Genomic DNA, 13,326 nt, shown 5'->3' on the forward strand with positions numbered 1-13,326 from the left:
CTCGCTCCCACAGAGAATCAGCAGCGTCCCTGTGGGAGCGAGCTCGCTCGCGAAGGGCTGCAACGCAGCCCCCCATCTTTGGTGATCGCAAAGGATTGAACATGCCAAAACCCGCAGCCCGGTTTTACGTCCCCGCCCTCGCGTCGGCGCTGCTGCTCAGCGCCTGCTCCTCGCTGGAAACCAAGCCGCCCAGCGAAGAAGAAAACCGCCAGCGCATCCTCGCCGACCAGACCCGCATGTATGGCGAACAGGAGCCGGTCACGGCGCCGATCACCTTCTACGAAGCGGCCGCCCGCGCCCTGAAATACAACCTCGACTACCGCCTCAAACTGATGGAAAGCGCGCTGGCCTCCGACCTGCGCGACGTCTCCAGCCACGAGATGCTGCCGCGCCTGGTGGCCTCCGCCGGTTACGCCGGGCGTAACAACGATTCCGGCGGCACCTCCATCGGCATCGAGGACCGCCAGGTCAGCCTGCGGCCGTCCACCTCCGAAGAACGCTACCGCGAACTCTACGGCCTGGGCCTGAGCTGGAGCCTGCTGGATTTCGGCGTCGCGTATTACCGTACCCAGCAGAAATCCGACCAGATCCTCATGGCCGAAGAACGCCGCCGCAAGGTCGCGCAGAACGTCCTGCAAGACGTGCGCAACGCCTACTGGCGCGCCCTCGGCGCCCAGCGCTTGATGCCGGAAGTCGACAAGCTGCTGATGCGCACCCACCGCGCCCTGACCTCGGCCCGCGAAGCGGAAAACAAGGGCCTGCTGCCGCGCCAGGAAATCCTCGCCTACCAGCGCGCCCTGCTCGATTCCATCTACCTGCTGACCGTGCGCCGCCAGGACCTGGAGTTCGCCAACGCCGAACTGGCCGCGCTGATGTCGCTGCCACCGGGCTCGAAAATGGTCCTGGCCGACACTGCCGAAGCACCGTTGCCGGAACTACACCAGAGCATGGCGCAGCTTGAGCAACTGTCGCTGCAGAACCGCCCGGAAATCATGGAAGAGTGGTACCGCAAGCGGGTCAACCAGAAAGACCTGGACATCGCCAAGGCGCAGCTGTGGCCGAACGTCAGCGTCGATTTCGGCTACAAGTACGACTCCAACAAATACCTCTACAACAGCGACTGGATGGGCACCGGCCTGCAAGTCTCGATGAACCTGTTGCGCCTGCTGCAACTGCCGTCGATCAACAACGCCGCCAAGTCCCAGAGCGAAACCGACGACGCCCGCCGCGTCGCCCTGTCGATGGCGATCCTCACCCAGGTGCGGGTCGGCGCGCTGCGCTACCAGTTGGCGCGCCAGGAAGTGGCCTTCACCGACGACAGCCTGCGGGTCGACCGCAGCCTGCTGGATTACGCCACCGCAGCAAAAACCGGCGCCCTCGGCTCGGAGCTGGAAGTGATCCGCGCCGAAGGCCGCTACCTGCTCGCCCGCTACCAGCGCGAAGCCGCCTTCTCCAGCGCCCAGGCGGCCTGGGGCCGGCTGTACAACTCGGTGGGCCTGGACGTACTGCCCACCGAAATCGACAAACACGACATCAAGACCCTCGCCCGGGAAATCCAGAACACCCTCAATGACCAGGAGCGCCAGCGCCTGCTCATTAGCCAACAAGGAATCCCGAATGCCCAAGCCGGTCGTTGATCCTCGCAGTCTCGCCGTGGTGCTGGCCCTGGCCAGCCTCGGCGTCCAGGCCGACGAAACACCCGCTGCAGCCGCGCCCACCGTCCGCGTGCTGCTGGCGGCGGAATTGGAACCCACCCTCTCCAGCCAGATGAACGGCACCCTCGGCGAACTCAGCGCCGGCTTTGGCGAGCACGTCGGCAAGTCCGCCGTGCTCGCCCGCTTCAACTGCAACGAAGCCCAGGCCCGCAGCAAAGTCGCCGCCGCAGAACTGGCGATGGCGAAGCAAAACCTGGAAGCGAAAAAACAACTGCGCAAGCTCGATGCCGTCGGCGATATCGAGGTGTCGATGGCCAACACCGAAGTGCTCAAGGCCGACGGCGCCCGCGCCATGGGCGATGCGCAGAGCGGCTATTGCCAGGTGCTGGCGCCGTTTTCCGGGCATGTCGCCAAGGTCTACGTCAAACCCTACCAAACCGTCAGCGCCGGCACGCCGCTGTTCGACCTGGTCAGCGACGGCGCGCTGAAGGTGCGCCTCAACGTGCCCTCCAGCCAGTTGAAAAACCTCAAGCCCGGCCTGCCGCTGCAAGTCACCATCCACGAAACCGGCAAGACCTACCCGGCCAAGGTCAGCGTGATCAACGCCCGGGTCGACGCCGTGGCCCAGACCGTGGAGCTGGAAGCGCGGCTGGACGAGAAATACCCCGACCTGATGGCCGGCATGAGCGGCACCGCGCGGTTCAACCATGACAATGAATGAGCCGTTGCCCCACCCGCACCTGCTGCTGCAACTCGACACCCTGCGCGACAAGGCCCAGGCCGCTGATTCGCTGAACGCCCTGGCGTTCAGCATGGCCAACGACCTCTACCCGATCCTGCCGTTTCACCAGGCTCTGGTGTTCGCCAGCCACGACAAGACGCTGGAACTGCTCAGCGTCTCGGGCCTCGCCCGGCCCACCGAAGACTCGCCGTACCTGGTGTGGCTGAACCGCGCCAGCCGCTGGGTCGCCGAACAGGTGCCCGGCCCCGAGCCCGCGTGGCTCACCGCCGAAACCACCCAACCCCCAGAAGATATCGGCGACGGCTGGAGCGAATGGTGGCCGACGGGTGTCTGGTGCATTCCCGTGCACGACCGCGACGAACGCCGCCTCGGCCTGCTCCTGCTGCTGCTCGACGAGCCGCCGCCACAAGTGCTGCGCCAGCAGATCGGTGGCCTCGCCGGCACCTGGGCCTATTGCTGGAGCGCGCTGACCCGGCGCAAGCGCCTGGGCCGCTGGCGTCTGGACCGCAAGCGCCTGCTGCTGGGCCTGCTGGTGCTGGTCGGCATGCTGCTGATTCCGGTGCGACAGACCGCACTGGCGCCGGCGCAGATCGTCTCGCGTCAGGCGCAGATCATCAGCTCGCCGATCGACGGTGTGATCGCGCAGATCCAGGTCCGCCCTAACCAGCCGGTCGAAGCCGGCACGACGTTGTTCAGCCTTGACGAAACCACCCTGCGCAGCCGCGCCGACGTGCTCGGCAAAGAAGTCGCAGTAGCCGATGCCGAGCTGCTCGCCGCCAGCCAGCGCGCCTTCGACAACCCGCAGAGCAAGGGCGAACTGACCCTGCTCGACGGCCGCGCCCAGCAACGCCGCGCCGAACTTGCAGCCGTGCAAGCGCAGTTGCGCCGCACCCAGGTGCTGGCGCCACGGGCCGGGGTCGCGGTGTTCAGCGACCCCAACGACTGGCTGGGCAAACCGGTGGTGACCGGCGAGCGCATCATGCAGGTCGCCGACCCGACGCAACCGGCCATGCAGATTCAGCTCGCGGTGGCCGACGCCATCGCCCTGGAGCCGGGCGCCGAAGTGACGCTGTTCCTCACTGCCTACCCGCTGAGCCCGCTCAAGGGCACGATCCTCGAAACCAGCTACCAGGCCCGCCCCAGTGACGAAGGCGTGGTCGCCTATCGCCTGCTGGCGAGCATCGACGGACAACCCGAGCACGCCCGCCTCGGCCTGCACGGCACCGCCAAGCTCTACAGCGGCCACGTGCTGCTGGGTTACTACTTGCTGCGCCGTCCGCTGGCGACGTTGCGTGCCTGGAGCGGCTGGTAAATGCTCGAACCCGCCGACCAGCCCCTGCCGCCGCTGCGCGAAGACCTGCGCCTGAGCGAAGCCGCCAACGGCAGCAGCGGCGAGCCGGCCTGGGTGATTCAGGACACCGTGCTCAACCGTTTCTACCGCATCGGCTGGCTGGAATTCGAATGCCTGCTGCGCTGGGGTGGCACGCCGCGGCAGATCAGCCAGAAGATCGCCGACGACACCGCATTGAAGCCCGATGTCGAACAAGTCCTCGACTTCCGCCAGTTCCTCGACCAACACCAACTGCTGCGCCCCGGCCCCGCGCAACTGGCGCGGCTGCAAGCGAAAAGCCAGGAACGCACCTGGTCGAGCTGGCGCTGGTGGCTGCACCACTACCTGTTTTTCCGCATCCCGCTGCTACGCCCGCAAGCCGGCCTGCAACGCCTGGCCGACGTCTTGGGCTGGCTGTTCCACCCGCTGACCGGGTTGCTGGTGATCGTCCTCAGCGTGATCGGCATCATCCTGGTGATGCAGCAGTGGGACAGCTTCACCCACGCCGTGGTCGAGTCGTTTTCCACCGAAGGCCTGTTCAGCTTTGCCCTGGCCTTGATCGTCGCCAAGACCCTCCACGAACTCGGCCACGCCCTGGTTGCCACCCGCCTCGGTTTGCGGGTCGGGCACATGGGCATCGCCTTCGTCGTGCTCTGGCCGATGCTCTACACCGACACCGGCGAGAGCTGGAAACTGCAACGCTCGCGCCAGCGTCTGGCGATCGCCTCGGCGGGAATCATCACCGAACTGTCGCTGGCGGGCCTGGCCACCCTTGGCTGGGCGCTGTGTGATCCCGGCGCCCTGCGCAACGCCCTGCTCTACCTCGCCACCACCAGTTGGCTGTTGTCGCTGGCGCTCAACGCCAGCCCGTTCATGCGCTTCGACGGCTACTTCATCCTCAGCGACTTGCTGGACTTTCCCAACCTGCACGAACGCGCCTCGGCGCTGGCCCGGGTCGCCCTGCGGCGCAACCTGCTTGGCCTCGACGAGCCCTGGCCGGAGCCGTTTCCGACCGGCCAGCGGCGTGCGCTGGTGGCTTTCGCCATCGTCACCTGGCTGTACCGCCTGGTGCTGTTTCTCGGCATCGCCGTGGCGGTGTACCTGTTCTTCTTCAAACTGCTGGGGATCGTTCTGTTCATGGTCGAACTGTCGTGGTTCATCGCCCTGCCCGTGATGCGCGAACTGGGCCACTGGTGGCGCGAACGTGCGCGCATCCCGCGCCTGCGCAAAGTGCTGTTCAACGGCCTGCTGCTGTTGGGGCTGGCCGGGCTGGCGATTCCCTGGCACAGCCAGATCGACGCCGTCGGCGTGGCCCGCACCGAACACCAGTGGCGGGGCTATTCGCCCTTTCCGGCGCGGCTGCAATCGGTGCATGGCAGCGCCCCGGTCGAGGCCGGGCAAGTGCTGGCCCCCCTCGACGAGCCCGACCTTGCCTCGCGCCTGAGCAGCAGCGAAGCCAATGCCCGCAGCTACGAAGCGCGCTTGTCCGGCCTGCTGGCCGACCCTTCGGGCCTCGCCGAAGACGCCGCCACCCGCCAGCGCCTCAACGTACAGATCGAAGAAACCCGCGCCACCCGCACCGAAATTGCCCGGCTGAACCTGCAGGCGCCGTTCGCCGGCACCTGGCTCGACCTCAACCCCGACTGGAAGCCGGGTCAGTGGGTCAACCGCCAGGAACCGCTGGGCATCCTCATCGACCCGCGGCACTGGCAGATCGACGCCTACGTCGCGCAAGACCAGGTGCACCGCATCGCCGTGGGCGACCCGGTGCGCTTCTACCCCGAAGGCCACACCGCCCCGGTCAGCGGGCGAGTGCTGGCAATCGGTAGCACCCGCGCCGGGCAACTGGCGCACCGCATGTTGTCGGCGCACTTCGGCGGCCCGGTGCAAGTGACCGCGCAGGAGCAGATGGTGCCGAGCAGCGCGCTGTTCCAGGTGCTGGTGGCGCTGGATGCACCGCTGGAGCAAGTGCGGGAAACGCGGGGCGGTTGAAGATCGAGGGGAGCGGCGGAGTTTGCTGGGGACTTCGGGCGGTGGGTGGCGGGGTTGGGTTGCGGGAGGGTGGATTCTGACACTCAAACAATGCCCACGTACCGCATCGGGCTGAGTACTATGCGGGGCATCACTTTCCAGGATGGAAATCCCATGCGCCTGCTGTATCCGAGTGACCCGTTCGACAACAAACGCCCCGATGAACAGTACGCTGACGAATTCGATGCAGCCGTCGCGGCCGGGCTGCACACCGCGTTGTTCTCGTTCGAGGATTTCGAGTCGGGGATTTTCAAGGTGTCACCGCCACTCGCGCCCGGCGACAGGGTGCTGTACCGAGGCTGGATGCTGACGCCTGACGCTTACGCCACGCTGGTCCGCCACCTGCGCGACAAGGGCGCCGTTGAAGTCACTACCCCAGCGCAATACCGCCGCTGCCATCACTTGCCGGAGTGGTATCCGCTGCTCGTCGCTCACACCAGCGAAACCGTGGTGCTGGCCAGTGATGCGGACTTCTGCCAGGCACTCGCGGGTCTGCATTGGCCGGGCTACTTCATCAAGGACTACGTGAAGTCTTTGAACACGGGGTCCGGCAGCCTGGTGGACAAGCCCGAAGACATCGCCCCACTGATCGAAGTGATGCGCCAGTATCGCGGCCAGATTGAAGGCGGAATCTGCGTCAGACGGCGAGAGGACTACCGCGAAGAAACCGAGCGCCGCTACTTCGTGGTCAACGGACAGGCCTATGGGGCCGACGGTGAAGTGCCGGCGTTGGTGAGCGAATGTTCCCGGGTGATCGACAGTCCGTTCTTCTCGGTTGACGTCGTGCTCAGGTCAGATGGCGTGCTGCGGATCGTGGAGTTGGGTGACGGTCAGGTGTCGGATCGTAAGGAATGGTCGGTGGAGGGGTTTGTTTGGGTGTTGGGTGAGGTGGGGTGAGAGACCTCGCGAGAGGAGATGCACCCTAGGACATAGGTGTCTGAGCGGGTCTTGTAATGGCCGCCATGTGCCAGCCGGCAGGTCTTCAGCGCCCTCAAGATCGAGCGCCGCGCGGGCGGCGCTCGATCTCAAGGGCGCTGAAGATCTTTCGGCCAGCCTCTGACAACCAAGATGTCGCATAACGCAACGAAACTTCACCGATCTCCGACTTTCTTGTAGGCAACTTCCCAAGCATACTTCCGCCCCCCGCCTGCGTGTTGCGCTCTCTGGAAACGCTGCCTAGTCTCCCCGGGTCGTTGCCAAATCAACGACCGGATTAGCAGTCCGTTTTTGTGAGAGACCACCAGCAACCTGTTATGGCGGCTGTGCGTGTGGGCACCTTCGGGTGCGCCGGTGTCTCTCATGACCGGTCTGCTAACCCGCGTACAGTCGCCACCCTTCGTTTAGCAGCGACGTGAGGTGACTCCACTAATCGTGAGAGGTTACCCATGAAAAAGCTCGTCCCCGATCCACCACCCATCACCACCACCCACCATCCCTTCAGCCCTTCCCCGACCACAAAAGCCCCCTTGTTCGCCGTCTGCGACGGTGTCGAAATCGGCCACGCCCTGGAGCAGCTCGCGGGATTGCTGCGTCTGTCGTGGGACAACAATTACCAGGCCTGCGAAACAGCGGAAGACGACAGCGGAATGAGCGAATTGCTCTGGTCCAACCAACATGTCCTTGAGATGTCACAGGCGCTGGTGGACTCATTGCGGGCGGGCGTGGCGAGGCAACAGGCTGCGCGCTGAATCGGCTGGGGCCTTGGGGGTCAGGACCAGGTTGTGAGGGTTTTGAGCGTCAGGGCCTTATTCTGGGTATCTGCACAGTTTCTGGTCTTGAGGTGGCCGCCATGTGCTAGCCGGCAGGTCTTCAGCGCTCTCAAGATCGAGCGCCGCCCGCGCGGCGCATCGCGAGCAAGCTCGCTCCTACATTTTTTGCAACGTGCCATGGCCTGTCAGAGAGGTGTTGCCCGCCTTTGGCGTTTGGCGATAAATCGCGGGGAGGCTGTTGAGGTCGACTCGATCCCGCGTCGTACAAACAAGGCGGTCAACCATGGCCTGGCAGACTTAGGCACGTTGCAACCATTGTAGGAGCGAGCTTGCTCGCGATGCGCCGCGCGGGCGGCGCTCGATCTTGAGAGCGCTGAAAAACCATCGGCTAGCACCTGGCCGCCATTACCCGATCCCCAGCCTTATGCCCTAACGATCTTCAAGCGCCAGAAAACGCCCCATCAATCACGGCAAATACATCCTGAACAACCCACCCCCCAACGCCCCGCCATTGGCAATTTCGATCCGCCCCTGCACGCCATTACGCTCATGCAGCGCGGCGATGCGGGCGGCGAAGTACAGGCCGAGGCCCGTGCTCGCGGTGCTGTGTTCGATGCCCTGCACGTACTGGTCCTGCTGCTCGATCATCTTCGCGGGGAAGCCGGTGCCGTCGTCGTTGATGCTGATGACCAGCATCTCGCCCTCTTCCCGCACGGTCACCAGCAAGGCGTGACCGGCATAGCGCGTGGCGTTGTTGATGATGTTGGACACCACCGACCCCACCAGCTCGCGGTCGAAGAACCCCAGCGGCGCAGCCTCATCAATCTCGAAGCGGGCAACGATGTCGCGGCTGACGAGAATACCCTCGTAGCCAGCGAGCAACCCGCCGATGAAGTCATCGAGGTCGTGATAGTCCGGGAGCATCGGCAACTGGTTGATGCCCAGTTTGTACAGGCCAAGCAACTGCACGAGCATGCCGTTGAGGTGGGCGAATTCGTGTTCGATCACCACCTGTTCCGGCGCGTGATGCTGTTGGTCCTGCAGACGTGCCTGCCATTGGCTATGAGCCTGCATGAGCATGGCGAGGGAGTTCTTCATGTCGTGCACGGTGGAGGCGATCACCGTGGAAAAATCCAGCCCCGATTGCTTAGACATCATGTCCCCACGGCGCGGATGCGCAGTTTGCGGTAGCGCTCATAGCGCGGATCGGTATCGGGAATGCCGGCCACCTTGGCCAGGCAATCACGACATTCCTGCAGCACCGCCGCCGCCGGTTGCTCACCGCCAAGACGCAGCAGCGCCTGGGCGGTATTGAGGGCGATGCTGATGTTCTTCGGTTGCAGTTTCAGCGCCTTGCGGAACAGCTCCAGGGCTTCGTTCATCTGCCCGGCCTGGTAGCTGCGCACGCCTTGGCGGTTAAGGTCGACCGCTTCGTTGCCGGCACCAAGGATGGCCGGGTCGTCGGTGAGCTTGGCGATGTTTTTCATCACCGCGTTGTCGTCGCCGTAGACCTCGACGCAGTTTTTCAGGATCGATTTTCCGGCGTCTTCCTGGCCCAGTTGCTTGAGCTGCGCGGCCACGGCGAGGGCGGCTTCGGCGGAGAAGAACTGGTCCATGGTGTCGAGGCGGGCCATGGCCGCCTCGGTGAGTTTGGCGGCGGTCTCGGCGTCGCCGGCCTGCTGCAGGCCGGTGGCCTTGATCAGGCGGGCGCGCACTTGCAGGCCCTGGTCTTCGCCGTATTCCTTGGCGACATCGCCGAGCACCTGATTGATCTCGACCCGGGTGCGGGCATCGAGGCCGTTGCCGGCGTTCTTGTTGATCAGCGCCTGGGCCAGGCCAAGGTTGCTTTCCGGGTCTTTGAAGCGCGAGTTCTGACCTTGACTGACCGCCTGGCGGTAGGCCCGCGAGGCGCTTTCGAAGTCGGCGTTGCCCAGGGCCAGTTTGCCCAGCAGCATCTGCCGCTTCACCGCCAGCGGCGACAGCCGCACCGCGTCTTCCAGCACGTGCTGGGCGCGGCGGTGTTCGCCGCTGGCGGTGAGCACTTCGGCGAGGCCGTCGTACAGGCCGGGCATCATCGAGAAGCTTTTGATCGCCTGCTCGTAGACGTCCTGGGCCTGGGCGATCTGGCCGCGCTTGAACATCAGTTTGCCCAGCGCCGCGTAGGCCCAGGGCGTCGGGCGGTTGGCCAGGATGGCCTTGAGAAAACGCTCCAGGTCTTCATGGCGATTCAGCGCGGCCATGGCGTCGGCGCGGTACCGCAGGCACAGCGGGGCGAAGCGCGGGTCCTGGCGGCAGAGCTGCTCGCAGGCCACCAGCACTTCGGCCGGGCGGCCACGGTCCAGCGCCTGGAGAATCGGCTTGAGCAGGGTCTTGCGCTGTACCAGTTTGTCCAGCCGCTGGGTCAGGCCGAGGCGGTTGAAGGGTTTGGTCAGGGAGGCGTCGGGCTCGTATTCGAGGGCGCTGAGCACCACCGCCTGGCTGCTCTCGGCGGGGATCATGACGAAGATCGATTCGTGGCTGATCAGCTTGTCCAGCATCAGGGCTTCGAGCACCTGCTGGCCGTTCTTCTTGCCGTCGCCCATATGGAAGTCGTGCAGGACGAAGTCGTAGCGCTTCTGCGCGCACATGCGGATGGCGGTTTCACCACTTTCGGCGGTGTCGACGTCCTTGATGCCCATTTCGCGCAGCATGGATCGCAACGACGTGCGGAAATCGGTGAAGTCGTCGACGATCAGAAAACTCTTTTGGCTGTAAACCAGCATCCACAAAACCTGTCATTGAAATAATTGAGACGCCCGCACACGCAAGGACAGGCCCGGCTTCGCCGCAAGGGACGGGCCGGCACGATCACCCGTCACCCTCGCTACGCTATCGGCAGCGCGCAACCATTGCTTGAGCCGGGGAAACACGCGGTGGCGCTGATCGCGCCAGACGGTAAAACGAGGGGAGCCGGAACGGCGATAGCCAAGTGCCATTATCGCCGTCCGACGTGTGCCTTACAACGCGCATGCGTCACAGACGAGAGCTATCTCTCAATTGGCAGGGGTTGCGGCGGCCGCGGCGCTGCGTTGGCGGCTGTAAGTCAGTACCCCGTGGGCGACCAAGCCGAAGATCAGGCCCCAGAACGCTGCGGCCAGGCCGAGGAAGCTCATGCCCGAGGCGGTCACCAGGAAGGTGATCAGCGCCGCTTCACGCTGTTTCTCATCGGCCATGGCGCCCGCCAGCCCCGTCATGATCGCGCCGAACAGCGCCAGTCCGGCCAGCGCGGCGATCAGCTCTTTGGGCAAGGCGGAAAATACCGAGGCCAGGGTTGCGCCGAAGGTGCCCATGAGGATGTAGAACACCCCGCAGGCGATCCCCGCGATATAGCGCTTGCTCGGTTGTTCGTGGGCTTCGCGGCCGGTGCAGATGGCTGCGGTGATCGCCGCCAGGTTGAAGCCGTGGGAGCCGAACGGCGCCAGCAGCACCGAGCCGATGGCGGTCACCGCGAGGATCGGCCGCGCCGGGGTGGTGTAGCCGGCGCTGCGCATCACCGCCATGCCGGGCACGTACTGCCCGGTGAGGCTGACCAATGCCAGCGGCAGACCGATGTTGATGATCGCGTGCCAGCTCCATTGCGGCGTGATGAAGGCCGGTTCAGCCAGGGCCAGGGTCAGCGCCGAGCTGTTCAACTGGCCGAGCAGGCCGGCCACCGCGCAACCGACGATCAGCACCGAGAGAATCGCGTAGCGCGGCGACAGGCGCTTGAACACCAGGTAACTGGCGAACATCGACAGCACCAGCCACGGCTGCACCTTGATCGAGGTGAACAGCTCGGCGCCAAAACGGAACAGGATGCCGGCCAGCATCGCTGCGGCAATGGCCTTGGGCAGGCGGCTCATCAGTTTGTCGAAGGCACCGCTCAAGCCGACCAGCGCAATCACCAGCGCAGCGACGATATACGCCCCCACCGCTTCGGCCAGCGACACCTGCGGCAGCATCGACACCAGCAACGCCGCGCCGGGCGTGGACCAGGCAGTGATCACCGGCGCGCGCAGGCGCCAGCTCAGCAACAGGCCGGTGATACCGCTACCGATGGAAATCGCCCAGATCCACGACGACACCTCGGCGGGCGACAACTGCGCCTCGCGGGCAGCCTGGAAAACGATGATCAGTGGGCCGGCGTAGGAAATGATCACAGCGATCAACCCGGCGACAATCGCCGACAGCGAACAGTCTTTTCTCAACGTTTCCATACAGTCTCCAGTGAGGGGCGGGGAGCAAATTGATTCGACTCATTTCAAATCTAGTCGATTCAATTGAATCAATTCAATAGACTCAATTAAACATTTTGAAATATCTTCCCCCTCAACCCTGTCGCCCACAGCGCTGTATTGATCGCCCCATCGGGCCGATTGCTGCGATGTGATAGGCTCGACGCCATTGTTTTTATCGGTAGCAATGTCCATGTGGGTCCCCCTGCTCAACGCCTTCAACCAGCCCGTTTACCTGTCGATTGCCGACGCCCTGGCGCGGGATATCGCCAGCGGCCTGCTCAGCCCCGGCGAGCGCCTGCCGACCTTGCGCGAGCTGGCGCAGGCGCTGCAGGTCACGCCGGGCACGGTCAGCCGCGCCTACAGCGAGGCGCAGCGGCGCGGGTTGTTGCAGGGTGAAGTCGGCCGCGGCACCTACGTCCGCGCCACGCCTGCCGCCGAGATCAGCGCGGCGCCAGTCGCCGCGGCGGCGCCGTTGCAGGGCAGCAGCCAGGTGCTCGACCTGTCCATCATCAAGCCCGCCAGCGACACCGCCACATCGTGGTTGCGCAGCGCGCTGGTGGAGCTGGCCAACAGCACCGACTTCGCCCAGACCCTCGACTACGCCCCCGATGGCGGCCACCCCGCGCACCGCGAAGCCGGCGCGCAATGGCTGCGCCACTCGCTGCCGGACGCCGTGTGGCAACAGGTGGTGATCACCGCCGGCGCCCAGCACGGGCTGCTGGTGGCGATCAGCGCACTGACTGAATGCAACGACCTGATCCTCTGCGAATCGCTGTGCTATCCGGGGATCATCTCCCTGGCCCACAGCCTGCAACGGCGCCTGCGCGGCGTGGAGATGGACGAGCAAGGCATCATTCCCGCATCGCTGCGCGAGCTGTGCCAGCGCGAGCGGCCGACGATGCTGGTGTGTGTTGCCACCTGCCAGAACCCCACCACCGCCACCATGTCGCACCAGCGGCGAGCGGAGATTGCGGCGATTGCCGAGGAATTCGACTTCCTGATCCTGGACGACGACATCTACGGTTTCCTCGCCAGCGACACCACGCTGCGGCCGTTGGCGAGCTATGCGCCGGAGCGGTCGGTGTACCTCACCAGTTTGTCCAAGTCGGTGCTGCCGGCGCTGCGCATCGGTTACCTGTACAGCCCGCCGCGGCTGCTGTCGCGGCTGACGGCGATGGTACGCAGCAGCGTCTGGATGCCCTCGCCGCTGACTGCGCAACTGGCGAGCAACATCCTGGCAGAGGGGCTGGAATTGAAACTGGTGCGGCTCCAGCGCGAAGAAGCGGCACGCCGCCAAGCACTGGCGCGCGAGTTGCTACCGGGATTGCGAATCAGGGCCGAGGCCCACAGCTATCACCTCTGGCTGGAGTTGCCGGAGCCGTGGAGCGCGGACGAATTCACCACTTTGGCGCGGGCGCAGGGGGTGAAGGTGCTTAGCGGATCGCAGTTCCAGCCTGAGCGCAACGGCGAGACGCGCGGCGTGCGGGTGGTGCTGATGTCACCGACCCGCGAGGATGAATTGAGGTTTGCGCTGACCCAGTTGGCGAGCCTGGCGGGGGCTTCGGATCCGCGGCGGTTTTACTGAGTCGACCTCCTATCTTCA

At 65.0% G+C, this 13,326-nt stretch carries 10 protein-coding genes and 1 pseudogene; 7 read left to right on the plus strand and 4 right to left on the minus strand.

Annotated features, from left to right (window positions below; genetic code table 11):
• Positions 1-101: 101 nt before the first annotated feature.
• From HWV67_RS24810 to HWV67_RS24835, 6 genes and pseudogenes are all read left to right on the plus strand, one after another.
• Complete coding sequence (locus tag HWV67_RS24810) at positions 102-1,637, plus strand: TolC family protein (RefSeq protein WP_175653174.1); 1,536 nt, start codon at positions 102-104, stop codon at positions 1,635-1,637.
• The gene (locus HWV67_RS24815; RefSeq protein ID WP_175653175.1) at positions 1,618-2,376 is read left to right on the plus strand and encodes an efflux RND transporter periplasmic adaptor subunit; all 759 of its coding nucleotides are present in this window, start codon (positions 1,618-1,620) and stop codon (positions 2,374-2,376) included. Before HWV67_RS24810 ends, HWV67_RS24815 begins: the two co-directional genes overlap by 20 nt.
• Positions 2,363-3,709, plus strand: coding sequence for an efflux RND transporter periplasmic adaptor subunit (locus HWV67_RS24820; RefSeq protein WP_175653176.1), 1,347 nt, complete (start codon positions 2,363-2,365; stop codon positions 3,707-3,709). Before HWV67_RS24815 ends, HWV67_RS24820 begins: the two co-directional genes overlap by 14 nt.
• A pseudogene (locus HWV67_RS24825) lies at positions 3,710-5,799 on the plus strand (HlyD family efflux transporter periplasmic adaptor subunit).
• Positions 5,800-5,872: 73 nt separating this feature from the next.
• On the plus strand, positions 5,873-6,655 hold the full coding sequence (locus HWV67_RS24830) for an ATP-grasp domain-containing protein (protein ID WP_175653177.1): 783 nt from the start codon (positions 5,873-5,875) through the stop codon (positions 6,653-6,655).
• Between the two features lie 488 nt (positions 6,656-7,143).
• Positions 7,144-7,446 carry a DUF3077 domain-containing protein gene (locus tag HWV67_RS24835; protein ID WP_175653178.1) on the plus strand — a complete coding sequence of 101 codons (303 nt, stop codon included), beginning with the start codon at positions 7,144-7,146 and terminating at the stop codon, positions 7,444-7,446.
• A gap of 486 nt (positions 7,447-7,932) precedes the next feature.
• Here HWV67_RS24835 and HWV67_RS24840 read toward each other — a convergent pair whose 3' ends face one another.
• The 4 genes from HWV67_RS24840 to HWV67_RS24855 all read right to left on the minus strand — a co-directional run bounded on the left by HWV67_RS24840 (position 7,933) and on the right by HWV67_RS24855 (position 11,915).
• Positions 7,933-8,625 carry a sensor histidine kinase gene (locus HWV67_RS24840; RefSeq protein WP_175653179.1) on the minus strand — a complete coding sequence of 231 codons (693 nt, stop codon included), beginning with the start codon at positions 8,623-8,625 and terminating at the stop codon, positions 7,933-7,935.
• On the minus strand, positions 8,622-10,229 hold the full coding sequence (locus tag HWV67_RS24845; protein ID WP_175653180.1) for a tetratricopeptide repeat-containing response regulator: 1,608 nt from the start codon (positions 10,227-10,229) through the stop codon (positions 8,622-8,624). The genes HWV67_RS24840 and HWV67_RS24845 overlap by 4 nt, the downstream gene beginning before the upstream one ends.
• A 270-nt stretch (positions 10,230-10,499) precedes the next feature.
• A complete protein-coding gene (locus HWV67_RS24850; RefSeq protein WP_175653181.1) occupies positions 10,500-11,702 on the minus strand; it encodes a benzoate/H(+) symporter BenE family transporter in 1,203 nt (400 codons plus the stop codon).
• A gap of 39 nt (positions 11,703-11,741) precedes the next feature.
• Positions 11,742-11,915, minus strand: coding sequence for a hypothetical protein (locus tag HWV67_RS24855; RefSeq protein WP_175653182.1), 174 nt, complete (start codon positions 11,913-11,915; stop codon positions 11,742-11,744).
• Between HWV67_RS24855 and HWV67_RS24860 the strand changes: the two genes are divergently transcribed.
• A complete protein-coding gene (locus HWV67_RS24860) occupies positions 11,914-13,308 on the plus strand; it encodes an aminotransferase-like domain-containing protein (RefSeq protein ID WP_175653183.1) in 1,395 nt (464 codons plus the stop codon). The genes HWV67_RS24855 and HWV67_RS24860 overlap by 2 nt on opposite strands.
• The last annotated feature ends 18 nt before the right edge of the window (positions 13,309-13,326 follow it).

The organism is Pseudomonas sp. Marseille-P9899 (assembly GCF_903166565.1).
GTDB lineage: Bacteria > Pseudomonadota > Gammaproteobacteria > Pseudomonadales > Pseudomonadaceae > Aquipseudomonas > Aquipseudomonas huaxiensis.